This is a genomic window from Erwinia sp. L03-1 (genome assembly GCF_058686115.1).
The window spans coordinates 3,109,220-3,127,189 of the sequence record NZ_CM178762.1 but is presented as its reverse complement, the minus strand read 5'-3'; the positions used below and the strand labels follow the sequence as shown (position 1 = coordinate 3,127,189).

At 57.1% G+C, this 17,970-nt stretch carries 10 protein-coding genes; 4 read left to right on the top strand and 6 right to left on the bottom strand.

Going from position 1 to position 17,970, the window contains the following annotated elements; translation table 11 throughout:
* Positions 1-124 precede the first annotated feature (124 nt).
* A complete protein-coding gene (gene nadA / locus AC4PCC_RS14385; RefSeq protein ID WP_492124969.1) occupies positions 125-1,165 on the top strand; it encodes a quinolinate synthase NadA in 1,041 nt (346 codons plus the stop codon).
* A 35-nt stretch (positions 1,166-1,200) separates the two neighbouring features.
* Complete coding sequence (gene pnuC / locus AC4PCC_RS14380; protein ID WP_492124968.1) at positions 1,201-1,920, top strand: nicotinamide riboside transporter PnuC; 720 nt, start codon at positions 1,201-1,203, stop codon at positions 1,918-1,920.
* Between the two features lies 1 nt (position 1,921).
* Here pnuC and zitB read toward each other — a convergent pair whose 3' ends face one another.
* On the bottom strand, positions 1,922-2,845 hold the full coding sequence (zitB, locus tag AC4PCC_RS14375; protein ID WP_492124967.1) for a CDF family zinc transporter ZitB: 924 nt from the start codon (positions 2,843-2,845) through the stop codon (positions 1,922-1,924).
* A gap of 251 nt (positions 2,846-3,096) precedes the next feature.
* Complete coding sequence (locus AC4PCC_RS14370) at positions 3,097-3,453, bottom strand: protein YbgS (protein ID WP_492124966.1); 357 nt, start codon at positions 3,451-3,453, stop codon at positions 3,097-3,099.
* A 288-nt stretch (positions 3,454-3,741) separates the two neighbouring features.
* Here AC4PCC_RS14370 and aroG point away from each other — a divergent pair, with 288 nt between their 5' ends.
* Complete coding sequence (aroG, locus tag AC4PCC_RS14365) at positions 3,742-4,794, top strand: 3-deoxy-7-phosphoheptulonate synthase AroG (RefSeq protein WP_492124965.1); 1,053 nt, start codon at positions 3,742-3,744, stop codon at positions 4,792-4,794.
* A gap of 98 nt (positions 4,795-4,892) precedes the next feature.
* Here the strand turns inward: aroG and gpmA are convergent, their stop codons facing one another.
* The 4 genes from gpmA to galT form a co-directional block, all read right to left on the bottom strand.
* Positions 4,893-5,645 (bottom strand): 2,3-diphosphoglycerate-dependent phosphoglycerate mutase, encoded by a 753-nt coding sequence (gpmA, locus tag AC4PCC_RS14360; RefSeq protein WP_067702447.1) that lies wholly within the window; start codon positions 5,643-5,645, stop codon positions 4,893-4,895.
* Positions 5,646-5,786: 141 nt separating this feature from the next.
* Entirely contained in the window at positions 5,787-6,824 is a 1,038-nt protein-coding gene (galM, locus tag AC4PCC_RS14355; RefSeq protein WP_492124964.1) for a galactose-1-epimerase, read from the bottom strand.
* Positions 6,818-7,966, bottom strand: a complete 1,149-nt coding sequence (gene galK, locus AC4PCC_RS14350; protein ID WP_492124963.1) for a galactokinase — start codon at positions 7,964-7,966, stop codon at positions 6,818-6,820. Before galK ends, galM begins: the two co-directional genes overlap by 7 nt.
* A gap of 2 nt (positions 7,967-7,968) precedes the next feature.
* Positions 7,969-9,015: a galactose-1-phosphate uridylyltransferase gene (galT, locus tag AC4PCC_RS14345; protein WP_067702456.1), complete on the bottom strand. Its 1,047-nt coding sequence runs from the start codon at positions 9,013-9,015 to the stop codon at positions 7,969-7,971.
* 435 nt (positions 9,016-9,450) lie between these two features.
* Between galT and AC4PCC_RS14340 the strand changes: the two genes are divergently transcribed.
* Positions 9,451-17,967, top strand: a complete 8,517-nt coding sequence (locus AC4PCC_RS14340) for a hemagglutinin repeat-containing protein (protein ID WP_492124962.1) — start codon at positions 9,451-9,453, stop codon at positions 17,965-17,967.
* The last annotated feature ends 3 nt before the right edge of the window (positions 17,968-17,970 follow it).

The following is a 17,970-nucleotide window of genomic DNA, read 5'->3' as shown; positions in this document are numbered from 1 at the left end:
AACCGACGACAGGGAAAAAAAATTCGGCTATCTTGTTTAGCATATCAAACAAAAATCCGAATTTAAGCGTAATGAAGCCTTAATTCTGCTGAATGGGTTAAGTTCCAGAAACGAGAGTCGCGATATGAGCCTGATGTTCAATCCTGAGACGGCCTGGTCTTTACCGGCTAAACCCGCACGACTGACTGCCGGGGAGAAGGCTTTCTGCCGGGAAAAAATCAAAGATTTACTGAAAAAGCGTGATGCGGTGATGGTGGCCCACTATTACACCGACCCTGAAATACAGGCGCTGGCGGAAGAGACCGGCGGCTGCGTAGCCGATTCGCTCGAAATGGCGCGGTTTGGCAGCCAGCATAGCGCCTCAACGCTGCTGGTGGCGGGCGTACGATTTATGGGGGAGACGGCTAAAATCCTCAGCCCGGAGAAAACCGTCCTGATGCCCACCCTTGAAGCGGAGTGTTCCCTCGACCTTGGCTGCCCGGACGAAGCATTTAGCCGGTTCTGCGATAATCATCCCGAACGCACCGTCGTGGTCTATGCCAACACCTCTGCGGCCGTCAAAGCCCGCGCTGACTGGGTGGTGACCTCCAGCATTGCCGTAGAACTGATTGATTATCTGGACGGTCTCGGTGAGAAGATCCTCTGGGCGCCGGATCGTCACCTTGGGCAATATGTCGCCAGGCAAACCGGAGCCGATATCCTTTGCTGGCAGGGAGCCTGTATCGTCCATGATGAGTTTAAAACCCAGGCGTTGCATCGTATGAAGTCGCTCTATCCGGCGGCGGCGGTGCTGGTACACCCTGAATCGCCACAGGCCATTGTTGATCTGGCTGATGCAGTAGGCTCCACCAGCCAGCTTATCCAGGCGGCTAAAACGCTGCCGCACCCGCAGCTTATCGTCGCCACCGATCGGGGCATATTCTACAAAATGCAGCAGGCCTGCCCTGAAAAAGAGCTGCTTGAAGCGCCGACGGCAGGCGAGGGAGCCACCTGCCGCAGCTGCGCGCACTGTCCCTGGATGGCCATGAACGGGCTGAAAGCGATTGCCGACGGGCTGGAACAGGCGGGCGACACGCACGAAATTCAGGTGGCGGCTACACTGCGTGAAGCGGCGTTGATCCCGCTGAATCGTATGTTAACCTTCGCAGCGGGTTTAAAAAAATAAACGGGCCTCCTTACTGCTCAGCAAAAGGTGTCAATATGGATTTTTTCAGCACGCATAATATTCTGGTTCACATTCCCCTCGGCGCAGGCGGTTACGATCTCTCGTGGATTGAAGCCACAGGCACGCTGGCAGGGCTGCTCTGCATCTGGCTTGCCAGCCAGGAAAAAATTATTAACTATGCGTTTGGTCTGGTAAACGTCACCCTTTTCGCGGTGATCTTCTTCCAGATCCAACTCTACGCCAGTCTGTTGCTCCAGCTCTTTTTCCTGGTAGCCAATATTTACGGCTGGTATGCCTGGAGCAGGCAGACGGCGGATCATCAGCAGGCGCTAAAAATCCGCTGGATGGGACTGCCGAAGGCGCTGGCCTGGCTGGTGGTCTGCGTTGTCGCTATCGCGCTGATGACGCGCTATATCAATCCGGTATTTGCCTGGCTGACCGCCATTGCGGTGGAAGGCATGCAGGCGATGGGGCTGGCGGTGACGCAGCCGACGCTGCAGCCGGATGCGTTCCCGTTCTGGGACTCCTGTCTGATGGTGCTATCCATTGTTGCGATGATCTTAATGACGCGGAAATACGTCGAAAACTGGCTGATTTGGGTGGTCATTAACGTGATAAGCGTAATGATTTTTGCCCGGCAGGGCGTCTGGGCGATGGCGGTAGAATATGTCATTCTGACGCTGATTGCGCTCAATGGTAGCTGGCTGTGGATCCGGAGCGCCCGGCAGCAGGGCGAGCGGGCGCTCTCGTTATAACTTAGTGGTGATGGTGCGCGTGTCCGGCTGACTCTGCGCTTAGCGTACAGTCAGCCTCCTCGCAGTGCTGATACTCCATCTGCACCGTGGCATGGGCTATCTGATAGTGTTCGTGCAGATACTCATGAATGCGGTGCAGCAATGCATCGTGGTCGCGTGGCGGAATAACCTGCACATGCAGCGTCATGACCGGTTTTTCACCCACCTGCCACAGGTGGATATGATGCACATTGCGCACTTCCGGGATACCGCGCTTCAGCATCTTCGTGAGCTTTTCCACATCCAGCCGTGAAGGCGCACCTTCCAGCAGTTCATGAAGACTCTCTTTCAGCAGTGCCCAGGCGCTGCGCACCACCAGCAGGGAGACCAGAATGGATAACAGCGGATCGATTGGCGTCCAGCCGGTATACATAATCACCAGCGCGGCCGCGACGGCGCCGACCGAGCCGAGCAGGTCGCCCAGTACGTGCAGCGCAGCCGCCCGTACGTTGAGGTTTTTTTCTTCGCTGCCGTGATGCAGCAGCCAGAAAGAGAACAGGTTGGCAAAGAGCCCGGCCACGCCAATGACCAGCATGACGCCGCCGGCGACAGGCTCCGGATGCATAAAGCGGCGAATCGCTTCCCAGACAATCAGTACGGTGATCACCAACAGGGCGATGGCGTTAACAAAGGCTGCCAGCGTGGTCAGACGCAGCATACCGAACGTGTGACGCGCGCTCGGTTTACGCCGGGCGAAATGCACCGCCAGAAGCGCCATCAGCAGGGCAGCCGTATCGGTCAGCATATGTCCGGCATCGGCCAGCAGCGCCAGTGAGCCTGAAAGCAGGCCACCCGCAATTTCTGCCACCATAAATACCGCAGTGACAATAAACGCCGCCAGCAGGCGGTTTTGGTTGCCCTTATCTTCAGTGTGGGTGTGAGCCATAAATTTCCAGTTCCGTCAGTATACTTCTGCTAATGATATCAATAAATTCAGCGCGGTCATATCCGGCGGTCGGGCTTTTAGCCGTTGTGGTCCGCGAGGGTTGGCTGGGTCAGGTAGAGGTGAAAGCGTCTGCTTACTCCGATGTCGGGTCCGAAGATAAAATCGCTAAAAAAGAAAAACCCCACCTGAGAGTGGGGTTTGTCGGCCAACTAAAGGGAGTATGCAGCGCCCCCTTTTGTCATAAGGACGAATTAATTGGTGGTGCCATCGGTTTTAGTATCCGCGCCTGGACCCACTTTTTTGTTCATGTCCGGGCATTTGCCGTCTTTACACTGGGCGTTTTTATCCATCTGGTCAGCGGTCATTTTTTTATGATGCTTAGCCTTTTTATGATGCTTTTTCACCGGCTGCGTGGTGGTTTCGCTCCCGGTGTTGATTTTGTTGTTATCAACGTTGTTAGGTGCAAGGTTATCTTTTGCGCCACCGGCTACCGCGCCCGCTGCGGCGGCGTTGTTGGAATTACCTTCGCCGCTGCCTGCAGCCATTGCTGCGGTGCTGCCGAAAGTCATTGCGGTTGCCAGAAGTACGATTGCGATCTTATTCATCATTTTGCCCCATTCATTTTGTGTAGTGCCGAAAAGTCGGCATAAAAGCAGTCCAAATAACGCTGAGTATGGTGATAAATACCCAGACGCATAACGTTCGCCCGCCTGAAGCTGGTGATCTTTATGCGTTTTTTTTAGGTGTATGCACAATAAAGTGTAGTTAAGGATGGAAAAACGGCAAATATCCTTATCAGGAATTTCTCTCCGTCGATTTACAGCAACCTGTGCACGCGATAAATTGGGCGGGATGCGCCAGGTGTGCAGTACTGCGACTACGATACTGGAAAGATTATGAACTATCAGAATGATGACTTAAGAATCAAAGAGATAAAGGAACTTTTACCCCCTGTAGCTCTGCTCGAAAAGTTTCCGGCCACGGAGTTGGCGGCACAGACCGTAGCCCGCTCCCGCCAGGCCATTCACGCTATCCTTAAAAAAGAGGACGATCGCCTTTTAGTGGTGATTGGGCCGTGCTCCATCCATGACACGGCGGCGGCAAAAGAGTATGCCGGACGCCTGATCAGCCTGCGCGAGGAGCTGGGTGATGCGCTGGAAGTGGTAATGCGGGTCTATTTTGAAAAGCCGCGTACCACCGTAGGCTGGAAGGGGTTAATCAACGATCCGCATATGGATGGCAGCTTCCAGATCAACGACGGGCTGCGCATAGCCCGTAACCTGCTGGTGGAAATCAACGATTCCGGTTTACCCACCGCCGGTGAGTTTCTGGATATGATCACCCCGCAGTATGTCGCCGACCTGATGAGCTGGGGGGCAATCGGTGCCCGAACCACCGAATCGCAGGTTCATCGCGAACTCTCCTCCGGTCTCTCCTGCCCGGTAGGATTCAAAAACGGTACCGACGGCACCATCAAGGTGGCGATCGATGCCATTAATGCGGCCAGTGCGCCGCACTGCTTCCTGTCGGTGACCAAATATGGCCACTCAGCCATTGTCGAAACCAGCGGAAACGCTGACTGCCATATCATCCTGCGCGGCGGCAAAGAGCCAAACTACAGCGCTGAGCATGTGGATACCGTTAAGCGCGGTCTGGAGCAGGCTGGACTCACCCCGCAGGTGATGATCGACTTTAGCCATGCCAACAGCAGTAAGCAGTATCAGAAGCAGATGGACGTTGCCAGTGACGTTGCTCAGCAGATTGCTGGCGGCGAAGCGGCCATTATGGGCGTGATGATTGAAAGCCATCTGGTTGAAGGCAACCAGAGCCTGGAGAGCGGTGAGCCGCTGGTCTACGGCCAGAGCGTGACCGACGCCTGCATCGGCTGGGACGATACCACTAAGGTGCTTCGCCAGCTGGCCGAGGCCGTCAGAGTCCGTCGCGGCTGATGGCAGAAGGGGGCGCCAGCTGCGGTTGCCCCCGGAACAGGCATAAAAAAATCCGCCCGGGGGCGGATTTTTTGTTCCCAAAAGGGAAGGGGGCAAGCCTACTTCGCTTTACCCTGGTTAGCCACGGCGGCTGCCTTAGCGGCAATCTCGTCGGCATCGCCAAGATAGTAGTGTTTGATCGGCTTGAAGTTTTCGTCAAACTCATACACCAGCGGTACGCCGGTCGGGATGTTCAGCTCGAGGATCTCTTCTTCGCTCATGTTATCCAGGTATTTCACCAGCGCACGCAGTGAGTTACCGTGAGCAGCGATGATCACTTTCTCACCTTTTTTCATGCGCGGCAGAATGGACTCATTCCAGTAGGGCAGCACGCGATCGATGGTCAGCGCCAGGCTTTCCGTGGTCGGCAGCTGCTCAGCGGTCAGGCCCGCGTAGCGTGGATCGTGGCCCGGGAAACGCTCATCGCTGCGATCCAGTTCCGGTGGCGTAACGGCAAAGCCGCGACGCCACTGCTTAACCTGGTCGTCACCGTATTTCTGTGCGGTTTCAGCTTTGTCCAGCCCCTGCAGCGCACCGTAGTGACGCTCGTTTAGACGCCATGATTTTTCAACCGGCAGCCAGACCTGATCAACTTCGTCGAGAATAGCCCACAGGGTATGGATGGCTCGTTTCAGCACGGACGTGTAAGCAAAGTCGAAGGTAAAACCTTCTTTCTTCAGTAACTCACCTGCTGCTTTGGCTTCGGTACGGCCTTTATCGGACAGGTCAACATCGTACCATCCGGTAAAGCGGTTTTCGTTGTTCCACTGGCTTTCGCCGTGACGTACCAGAACCAGCTTAGTTACAGCCATAGCTCAACTCCTTAATCTGACGTTTCTATGATATTGGTAAACTGCAAATTGCCCTGGCAATTTGATTGTGACCTACCATAGCGGAAATCTTCACGGCACGTAAGCCTGAAGCACTCAGGATGCACGTTTTCATGCGCTTAATCAAACCGCCGTCAGCCGGTAGCGGGTGACAGACTGAAACGATTCACCCGGTTTAATCCAGCAGTCCGGCTGCGGCCATTCAGGATGATTCGGCGAATCGGGTAAAAACTCGCTTTCCAGCGCAATACCCTGGTGCGCCGCGTAGACGCCCTGCTCACGCGCGGGCGTGCCTGCCAGATAATTACCGCTATAAACCTGTAGGGCGGGAGCAGAGGTAAATACGCTTAGCATTAGCTGCCCATCGGCCGAGCAGAGCTGCGCGGCAGGAGTGGCCGCGTCGCGCGCGTTCAGCAGGAAGGCGTGATCGTAGCCCTTCACCGCGCGCTGATCATCATCCTGCATAAAGTCCTGCGCCAGCGTTTTTGCCTGGCGGAAATCAAAGCTGGTGTGGGCGACGGGCTTCAGATCGGCAGTGGGGATCCCCTCGCTGCTGACCGGGAGATAACGATCGGCGCTGACCTGGAGCCGGTGCTCACGTGCATCGCCGTGGTAAGCATCAAGATTAAAATAGGCATGGTTGGTCAGATTCACCGGACAGGGCGCATCGACCGTCGCGTGGTAGCTTATCGTCAGCGTATTATCGTCCTCCAGACGGTAGACCAGCGAGGCCAGCAGCCGTCCCGGATAGCCCTGATCGCCCGCTGGCGAGTCCAGGCGATACTCCACTTCCTGCTCAGCCTGACGCACGATTTGCCAGCGACGATTATGAAAGCCATCGGGACCGCCATGCAGCTGGTGGGCGCCCTGATTCGCCACGAGCTGCACCGTCCTGGCGCCTGCGTGAAGCGTCGCATTGGCGATGCGATTGGCATAGCGGCCCACGGTCGCGCCCAGATAGGCCGTCTGGCTGAGGTAGTCTGACGGTGTGGCGCAGCCGAGCAGTGCTTCGCGTACCGAGCCATCTTTCATCGGCACCCGCGCCGACAGCCAGGTCGCACCCCAGTCCATGAAGGTCGTGACCATGCCACCCGCATTACGCAGGTGGGTGATCCGCCACGGCTGGCCGTCAGGAGCATGAGAATGCGGTTCTGTTAGCATTGACCGGCTCCCGCTGAGGCTTTACAGACGTAGAAGGTCTCTTTGATGCCGGATTTCGCCTCGTACTGTTCTGCCACCGCCGCCTGCACGGCATCCACCAGATCCAGTGGCACCAGCGCCACCACGCAGCCGCCGAAACCGCCGCCGGTCATGCGTACGCCACCGCGTTCACCAATGGTCGCTTTGACAATTTCTACCAGCGCATCAATCGGCGGGACGGTAATTTCAAAATCATCGCGCATAGAGGCATGTGACTGTGCCATCAGCTCGCCCATCCGCGCCAGATCGCCCTTCGCCAGCGCGTCTGCGGCTTCCAGCGTACGGGCATTTTCAGTCAGCACGTGACGAACGCGTTTCGCTACCTGCGGGTCCAGCTCATGCTCCACGGCTTTAAACTGGTTAAGGTCGACGTCACGCAGCGACGGCTGGCTGAAAAAGCGTGCGCCGGTTTCGCACTGCTGGCGGCGGGTATTGTACTCACTGCCCACCAGGCTGCGGCGGAAGTTGGAGTTGATAATCACCACCGCCACGTCCGCTGGGACCGGGACCGGGCGCGTTCCCAGGGTGCGGCAGTCCAGCAGCAGCGCATGGTCTTTCTTACCCAGCGCGGAGATAAGCTGATCCATAATGCCGCAGTTACAGCCGACAAACTGATTCTCGGCTTCCTGTCCGTTCACCGCGATCTCGGCGCCGTCGAGCGGCAGATGCCAGAGCTGCTGGAACACCGTGCCAACCGCCACTTCCAGCGATGCCGAGGAGCTCAGACCGGCACCCTGTGGCACATCACCCGTAATCACCATATCCACGCCGCCAAAATCTTTATGGCGCTGCTGAAGGTGTTTCACCACGCCCCGGACGTAGTTTGCCCACATCCAGTCGCTGTGGCTGAGGATCGGCTCATCGAGTGAAAAAGTATCCTGCTGATTTTCGTAATCGGCGGCAATCACCCGCACCTGGCGGTCATCGCGGCGTGCGCAGGCAATCACCGTCTGATAATTGATGGCGCAGGGCAGGACAAAACCGTCGTTATAATCGGTATGTTCACCTATCAGATTGACGCGACCCGGCGCCTGAATGTGATGGTCGGCCGCGTAGCCGAAATTGTCCTGGAAGATCTGTTGGGCAGAGGTCTTTAACGTCATGGTTATGCTCCCGTCTCGCGGAAATGGATATCACTGACGGAACGCAGGCGCTCGGCGGCCTGTTCCGCGGTTAAATCGCGCTGGGTTTCAGCCAGCATCTCGTAGCCGACCATAAATTTACGCACCGTCGCGGAACGCAGCAGCGGGGGATAAAAGTGCGCGTGCAGCTGCCAGTGTTCGTTAGCTTCCCCGTTAAAGGGCGCGCCGTGCCAGCCCATTGAATAAGGGAAAGAGCACTGGAAAAGATTGTCATAGCGGCTGGTCAGTTTTTTCAGCGCCAGCGCCAGATCCTGACGCTGCGCGTCGGTCAAATCCACCAGGCGGCGAACAGGCGTTTTGGGCAGCAGCAGGGTCTCAAACGGCCAGGCGGCCCACCAGGGCACCACGGCCAGCCAGTGCGCCGTTTCCACGACGGTGCGGCTGCCATCTTTCAGTTCGCGGGCGGCGTAATCCACCAGCATGGGCGATCCGTGCTGCTGATACCAGCGGCGCTGGAGATCGTCTTCGCGTTTGGCTTCATTCGGCAGAAAACTGTTGGCCCAGATCTGCCCATGCGGGTGCGGATTGGAGCAGCCCATCGCCGCGCCTTTATTTTCAAACACCTGCACCCAGGGATAGTGCTGACCGAGATCGGCGGTTTGCTCCTGCCAGGTTCTGACTATCTGCTCAAGGGCGGGAAGCGACAGCTCCGGCAGCGTTTTACTGTGATCCGGGGAAAAACAGATCACCCGGCTGGTGCCGCGCGCGCTTTCACAGCGCATCAGCATATCGTCACTTTCCGGCGCGTCCGGGGTGTCGGTCATCAGTGCCGCATAGTCATTGGTGAACACCCAGGTGCTGGTGTAGTCCGGGTTTTTGTCACCCGTTACTCGCGTGTTGCCCGGGCAAAGAAAGCAGTCCGGATCGTGGGACGGGAGCTGCTGCTGAGAAGGCGTCTCCTGCGCGCCCTGCCAGGGGCGTTTAGCGCGGTGAGGAGAAACCAGAATCCACTGGTCAGCCAGCGGGTTATAGCGGCGATGGGGGTGATCGACCGGATTAAATTTTTGCATGTTGCGTCCTGATAACCTTCTCTCTGCGTCGGGAGCCTTAAAGAAAAATAGCACAGTGTGAAAAAACAAAGCGTGATCAAGTCTGGATAAATGGAATCGTTTACACAAGCTGATAATTCCGAACTTTCGGTGGATAGCTCAATATATTTAGCGAGGCGATCGTTAAAAAATGCCAATAAGTGGAAGCGATTACAAAGGTATTTCACCCGCATCCATCGCCCCCATAAGGGAAAGCGTGAGCGTGCCTTTCAACGTCATAAACGCAACCAGGAGGGAGGGCATAAATTTTGAGCGGTCATCTTTTCAATTGATTGCTTAAAAATTGCAGTCTATTCTGCATGCATTCACCGTCACTTCAGCCCCTGCCCGAAACCGAAATGGGCTATTCAGAGTGACAGGACAGGGACATTCAAAAAGATACTGGCAAGGATCGCCATGAACAAAAATCTCTACAGAGTCATTTTCAATAAAGCCCGTGGTATGCTGATGGTGGTGGCCGAGACCGCGACGTCAGCTCGCGGGTCCACCCCATCTTCTCAGGGGCTGAGACCGATACAACGCCGGATGTGCAGACTTTCTGCGCTGCACTTTGCACTGCTGGTCGCGCTGGGATGCGTCAGCCTTGCTTCCGGCGCGGCTGTCGTGGCCGACGGACAGGCGCCAGGTCACCAACAGCCCACCATCATCAATACGGCAAATGGCACGCCCCAGGTCAATATTCAGACCCCGGGTAGCGGCGGCGTATCCCGTAATATCTACAGCCAGTTTGACATTGATAGCAAAGGCGCGGTGCTGAACAACAGCCACGCTAACACGCAGACCCAGCTGGCAGGCATGGTGACCGGCAACGGCATGCTGGCCAGGGGGGAAGCCCGCGTCATTCTCAATGAAGTAAACGCGCGCAACGCCAGCCAGCTGAACGGCATGATTGAAGTTGCTGGTCAAAAAGCCCAGGTCGTCATTGCCAACCCCGCCGGTATTACCTGCAACGGCTGCGGCTTTATCAACGCGCATCGTGCCACCCTGACCACCGGCAGCGTACAGATGAACCAGGGGCTGATCGCGGGTTTTGATGTGAGTAACGGTGAAATCGTGGTTCGGGGCGCAGGTATGGACAGCAGCCGACAGGATAAAACCGACCTGATTGCCCGTGCGGTTAAGATCAATGCCGGGATCTGGGCCAGGGAGCTGAACGTCACTGCCGGTCGTAACCTTGTGGATGCGGATCATCATCGGGTCACGGCCAAAGCTGCTGATGACAGTCTGGCCCCTGCTCTGGCCATTGACGTCGCGGCGCTGGGCGGCATGTATGCCAACAAAATCCGCCTGACGGGCACTGAAAAGGGCGTGGGCGTTCACAATGCCGGTCATATTGGTACTGCCGCCGGTGATGTGGTGATCAATGCCGATGGCAGAATTGGCAACAGCGGCAGCATCAATGCTTCACAAAACCTGCGGCTTACGTCGCAGGGGCAGATGGACAATAGTGGCAGGATTTACGCGGCAGCCAGTACGGATGTCACAGCCAGTGGCACACTGAACAACAGCGGAATTATCGCCGCCAGTAATCACTCCACGCTCAATGCGGCGTCACTGGTCAGTCATGCAGGTGCCGTGCTGGCCGCCGGGATCAACAGCGATGGCAGGCCGGGAACGGCCGGGAATTTAACTCTCAGTAGCCTGGGGGAACTGAGGGTCCACGGGCAGGCTTTTGCAGCAGGCCAGCTTACGGCAACGGGGACCACGCTTGACCTCAGCGGTAGCCTGACAACGGGCCGCAACATTGCGTTGCAGGCCCGCTCGGGCAGCCTCACCACCTCAAATGCCTCCCTGACGGCCTCGCAGCAGATTACCGCCTCAGCCCGGACGGCCATCAACAACCATGGCGGTATCCTCTCGGCGGATGCGTTCAATCTCAGCGCCAGCACCTTCTCAAATCAGCAGGGACGGTTACAGCAGCTCGGAACTGACGATCTGCACCTCTCCTTTACCGGTAGCCTGAACAATTCGGACGGGATTATTGCCAGCAACGGCCTGAACCTGACGTTAAACACCTCCTCATTCAGTAATCAGCAGGGAGCCCTGCAGCACTATGGTACGGGCGATCTGACTATCAGCAGTACCGACGTAAACAGTACCCGGGGCAGGCTAAATACGCAGGGACGTCTGAATCTGAGTGCCAGTCAACTGGTACTGGATGAGGCAAGGGTTGAGGCTGATCAGCTGTCGATAACGGCAGATTCGCTTTCCCATCGTGGCGGTAACATGGTGCAGACCGGCCGCGGCGATCTCTCCGTGACGGTTAACGCGCGGCTGGACAATCAGCAGGGCAGCATGGCGACAAACGGTAATCTGCTGCTGAAAGCAGGAAGCCTGAATAACCAGCAGGGGCATCTGATCGCCGCACAGCGTGGCGCGATACGGATTGAGACGCAGTCGTTGCTCGACAACCAGCAGGGTAGCATGGCAGCGGCAGGTAGCCTGTCGCTGCACAGCTCGGGTTTAAATAACGTGGGCGGCCTGCTCCAGTCTGGCGCAGAGATGACGGTAGCGTTAGCGGGCGACCTCATCAACCGCGACAGCGGCAGCAACGGCGGCATTCTCAGTCGCGGCTCCCTGATTGTCAGCAGCGGCAATATTGATAATACCGCCGGGTTTATTGCCGCAGGCGGCGATGCGTCACTGACCGGATGGCGCCTGAGCAACCAGCAGGGTACGCTAACAAGCGACGCGGGTCTGAAACTGGTAACGCACGCCGTGAATAATCATTCTGGTCGCGTGCAGGCGCGCACCCGTCTGGATCTGAACACAGGGGGTAACATACTGACCAATACCCGCGGGGTGTTCAGCGCGGGTGAGACGCTGACGCTGCTGACGGGCGCACTGCTTAACGCATCAGGGCAGTTAATCAGCACGGGTACGCTGAAGCTCAATACCCTGTATAAGCAGCTGGATAACCACGGCGGGACGGTTGCCTCGGCCGGGGATATGCAGCTTGACACCGGGATGCTGTCGAATACTGGCGGGCAGCTGCAGGCAGCGGGTAATGCGCAGATCAACACGGCAGACGCTGGAATAGACAACACGTCAGGGCTGATCCGCAGTGGCAGGAGCCTGTCGCTGACGACGGCGATGCTTTCCAACCGCAATACCCTCAGCGGGGACACCGGCATTGAGGGGCAGAGGGTAACGATTACCAGCGCTTCAACAGACAACCTGGCGGGCGCCATCAGGGCGAACGATCGGCTTGATATTGCCAGCAGCCACGCGCTGAATAACAGCGGCGGCCTGATCTCATCGGCCTCCCGGCTGAACATTGACGGCGGCCAGTCTCTGACCCTGATCAATACCGCAGGCACGCTGACGGGCGGTGGCGTGCTCAGTCTGACCGCGAACGCACTGAGCGGCGATGGTCGGGTAGCATCTCAGGACGGGATGACGCTGGATTTACAGCAGGCCTTTTTCAATCAGGGTGAGCTGATCACCAACGGTGATATGAATTTTACCCTGGGCAGCACGCTGGTGAACCAGTCGCTGATCCGTGCCGGTGGCGTACTGACGCTGCATGCCACAGAACTGGATAATCAGGAGATGGCAGAAATCAGCGCCGGAGAAAATCATCTGCTGATCGCCGGTGCCGTAACGAATCGTGGCCTGCTTGACGGCGGACTGACGCACGTCACCGCCTCCATCCTGAGCAACACCGGCAGCGGGCGCATTTATGGCGATCGTGTTGCGCTGCAAAGCGCTACGCTGAACAACCGGGCTGAAAATGGCCGGGCCGCCACCATTGCTGCCCGCGAGCGGCTGGATATCGGCGCAGGTGAGGTTAACAATGCCGATCATGGACTGATCTACAGCGCAGGGGATATTGCCGTCGGCGGCACGCTGAATGCCAGCTGGCGGGCCAGCGGCAGGGGGGCAGCATTCAACAATCACAGCGCCACGCTGGAAGCTGTTGGGGATATTACGCTCGATATCCGTGAAATTAACAATATCAATGATCACCTGGTCACCGAGGTGGTGGAGGTTGAACACTCCTCACATCATGAGGGCGTCCTGAAAGGATCTATCAACCGGTTTGACTGGGCCGATATCGATCTCAGCTATAAGAATAAATACGGCGTGCGGGACGCCATTATGCCCGACGGTACGCGCGACAATGATTTCTACGAATATCAGTACCAGCGCACCATTACCGAAACCCGGGTGAAGGAGAGCGACCCCGGGCAGCTTATTGCTGGCGGCAATCTGACCCTTAACAGCGACCGGGTGAATAACCACGACAGCCGCATCGTTGCCGGTGGCCTGCTTGGCGGGATCATTGGCGAGTTAAACAACATCGCGACCACAGGCAAACGGGTAATCACCGATATTGGTACGCAGACCCGCTGGTATGCCAAAAAGTCAGGCAGTGGCATGGGGGGAACAACCACGTCGCAGGGCAGGGATCGCAGCAACTACCGTCCTGACGCCATTTTTCAGACCGTCGATCTGCACACTATGGCCTGGCAGGGCAACACCGCCACCGGCCCGGGTAAAAGGCCCGTTGCTGAACGTGACAATTCAGGCAGTGATATCACCATCATCCACGCCGGTGATATCACTGCTGATACGGGCCAGATACCCCTGAATCCCCCCCCGGGGCAGCTGGTTGAAATCGTTCAGCCAGACAGCGACGATACCCTCATCAGAACCATCGTACCCGACCTGACGCTCCCGGATAACAGCCTTTATCAGCAGATCCCCGGTAACGATGTGCCCTTCCTGATCGAAACCGATCCCCGCTTTACCGATAAGAAGCGGTGGCTGGGCAGTGATTATATGCAAACCTGGTTCACTCAGGATCCGAATAATACCCTGAAGCGCCTGGGCGATGGCTTTTACGAGCAGCAGCTGATCCGCCAGCAGGTGGTCGCCCTGACGGGGAGCCGCTACCTGAGCGGTCACAGCAGTGATGAAGCACAGTTCCAGGCGCTGATGGATGCCGGTATTACCTTTGGTAAAGCATTCGGCCTGAAAATCGGCGTGGCACTCACAGCACAGCAGATGGCGCAGCTCACCAGCGACATGGTATGGCTGGTGAAGCAGTCTGTCACTCTGGCAGACGGCAGCACCCAGGAGGTGCTGGTGCCGCAGCTTTACGCCCGGTTAAAATCCGGCGACCTTGACGGCAGTGGTGCGCTGCTGGCCGGAAATAACCTCTCCCTGAACGTCAATAGCGATCTTACCAACAGTGGCCGTCTTTATGGCCGCGAGACCGCGCAGCTGTCGGCTGATAACTTACTGAATAGCGGCTTTATTGGCGGTGATAACGTCGCTTTGCGGGCGCGCACTGATATCGACAATATTGGCGGAACAGTGCGGGCTGGCAGCAGCCTGAGCGCCACAGCAGGCCGCGATATTAACAGCATCAGCACGGCAGCCGGCAGTCCGGGCAACATCACATTTGATCGTCCGGCAGTTATTTACGTGCAGAACGACAGCGGTACACTCAGCCTGCAGGCGATGAATAATATTAACCTGACCGCGACGCACATCAGTAATAGTGGCGAAGGCAGCCTGATGCAGATTGTTGCCGGAAACAATCTCAACCTGACGACCCTGACCACCACCCACAGCGAAAGCGGTAGCTGGGGCAAAGGCAATGACCGCAGCCTGACGCAGAGCACGGAGGTCGGCAGCCAGATTACCGGCAATGGCGATATTATGTTGTCGGCAGGTCATGATTTTAACGCCCGGGCAGCCACGGTTAATGCAAAATCCGGCCTGAGCGTGGTGGCGGGCAATGACATAACGGTCACCAGCGGTAATGCCTCTTACCACCTCACCGAAAACAGCCATCAGACCAGCAGCGGTATGCTGTCGAAAAAATCTGTCACCACCCATGATGAGGTGCAGAGTCAGCGCGCCGTTGGCAGCAGCTTCGGCGGCGACCATGTAACACTGGAGGCGGGACACGACCTGAACCTGAGTGGCAGCAACGTAGTGGCCACTCAGGACGTGTCGCTGGTGGCAGGTCACGATCTGACCCTCACCACGGCTGATGAGACCCGTCGGGAAAATCATCTGCATACAGAGAAGAAAAGCGGCCTGTCGGGCACCGGTGGCATTGGCTTTACGGTCGGCAGCAGCTCACTGAAAATCCGCGACGGGTCAGTGACGGAAAGCAGCCTGGGCAGCACCGTGGGCAGTACGCAGGGCAATGTCAGCCTGACTGCAGGCAACGCCCTGACGGTGAAGGGATCTGACGTGCTGGCAGGGAAAGATCTGAGCCTGACCGGTAAAGAAGTGAATATCCTGGCGGTTGAAAAGCAGAGCAGCCAGACCCGCACGGTGGAACAGAAACAGAGCGGCCTGACGCTGGCGCTCTCCGGCACCGTCGGCAGCGCCATTAATTCGGCGGTGACGACCGCTAACGAAACCAGTAACGAGAGTCACGACAGGCTGGCTGCCCTGAATGGCATAAAAGCCGCGCTGACGGGCGCCCAGGCTTACCAGGGTGCACAGCTGGCCGGTGCGGGCAGTAGCGAAGGCAGCGTCATTGGCGTTAATCTCTCTTATGGCAGTCAGTCATCCAAATCTACCCTCACCGCGACGCAGACCCATAATCAGGGTAGTACGCTGACCGCAGGCAATAATCTGAGCATCAACGCGACCGGGACGGATATCAACGTGCAGGGCAGTCAGCTGCAGGCCGGTAATCATGCCAGCCTGAGCGCCGCGCGGGACGTTAACCTTATCTCAGCTCAGGACAGCCACCGGCTTACGGGGAAAAATGAGAGCAAAGGCGGCTCAGTCGGTGTCGGCATCAATTTCGGTCAGGGCGCGAACGGCCTGTCGCTGAATGCCAGCATTAATAAAGGTAAAGGCAGTGAGACCGGTAACGGCAGCTCGCAGACTGAAACCACCGTGAACGCCGGAAATAACCTGACCCTTAACAGTGGTCGCGACACCACCCTGACCGGTGCGCAGATTGGCGGTGAAAAGGTGATGCTGGAGGTTGGTCGTAACCTGACGCTGACCAGCGAGCAGGACAAAGACGTTTATGACGCGAAGCAGCAGAATGCCAGCGCGGGCGGCAGCGTCAGCATGAATGGCGGCAATGGTTCGGTGAATCTGAGCCAGGATAAGATGCACAGTCGTTTCGAGAGCGTGCAGGAGCAGACGGGCATCTTTGCCGGCAGCGGCGGCTTTACTGTCACCGTGGGCGAGCATACCCAGCTTAACGGTGCGGTTATCGGGTCGACGGCAGCATCAGAGCGGAATAAACTGGACACCGGCACAATCGGCTGGAGCGATATCCACAACAGTGCGGAATATGAAGTTGAGCATCAGAGCGTGGGGGTCAGTACCGGCGGCAGTCCGGGCGGTCAGTTCGCGGGGAATCTGGCCAACGGCCTGCTGACCGGGGTGAACGGCTCGGGCAGCGACAGCTCCACCACGAAGTCTGCTGTGTCAGAAGGCTCAATTATCGTTCGTGACCAGGATAAGCAGCAGCAGAACGTCGATGGGCTGAGCCGTGATGTTGAGCATGCGAACCAGACGCTGTCGCCGATATTTGATAAGGAGAAGGAGCAGCGGCGGTTGCAGGAAGCGCAGCTGATTGGAGAGATTGGGTCACAGGTTGGGGATATTGCAAGAACTCAGGGTCAGATAGAAGCCACAAAAGCCGGTAAGGCAGAGCTGGCGGCGAAAGGCGTTAAAGAACCGGGTGAGAATGCCACGAAGGAAGAACGTGCCGCCTGGAATAAAGCCCTGACGGAAACGGACGGCTATAAAACGGCTCAGCAGAAATGGGGTACCGGCAGCGCCATCCAGCAGGGTATCCAGGCGGCCACCGCTGCGGTACAGGGTCTGGCGGGGGGTGACCTGAAAGCAGCGATAGCCGGAGCCTCAGCGCCCTATATCGCAGAGGTTATTAAGCAGTACGCACCGGATGAAGCCAGCCGGGTAATGGCCCATGCGGCAGTAGCGGGCGTTATCGCCGCCGCTCAGGGTAACTCTGCGGCAGCTGGCGCGGCGGGCGCAGCCACCACGGCGATAATGGGTGAAGCCATCAAAAATGCGCTGTACGGTGACGTACCGGTCAGCCAGCTGAGCGAGGAGCAGAAACAGACGCTGGTTGCGCTGGGAAGCCTGGCAGCAGGTCTTGCGGGTGGTCTTGTCGGAGACAGCACGGCGGACGCCGTAGCCGGTGCGCAGGCAGGTCAGAATGAAATCAGCAATAATATGGTCAGTATGGGCATGCTCCAGATGATGCAGGCCAAATCGTTGCTGGATGCGGCAGCGATGGCCGAAGCGGGCCAGGGCGGAGCCAATGAACAGGCAGCGCTGGCACTGACCAAAGCGGTTAAGCAGGGTCTTGATGCGGCCTGTCTGGCAAACACCAGTTGTGTCATGATGGCGATAGCACAGAGTCAGCAACACACAGACGGTGCAGGAAGCAAAACAGAAACCGTGCCGGTGAATGACGATCTGACCGGAGGAAAACTGGTTAACCCGGCTCAGGATGAAAGTAAAGGGATATCGTTGATCACGCCGGATCAGTCTGGCAGTAACAGTTCCATTATTACTATATCTCCTGAAACCCAGCCGGGAAAAAATGACGGAATATTTATCAATCCGAAACCAGTTGAAAATACTGGCACTGGTTATATCTCTGAGTCATCTGACAAAAATAGCTCTATTAGTGCAGGTGACTTCTTTAAAGGGACGACTTATACAGATAAAGTCAAACAGCAAGCGTCCTCGGGCGATTTCCACTCGTTCCCAGAATCTGTAGATGGTCATTCGGATCAGGGCACAATATCAGTGATTACAGGTGGCGATGGTGTGGAACGTCTTAAGTTAGAAATATCTGGTAGTTATCGCGGTAAAGAAGGTGTGTTTGAATTTATCCGGGAGCCAGATGGCACTATAAATCACCGCCTTTTTGTTCCTAACCGATAAGCT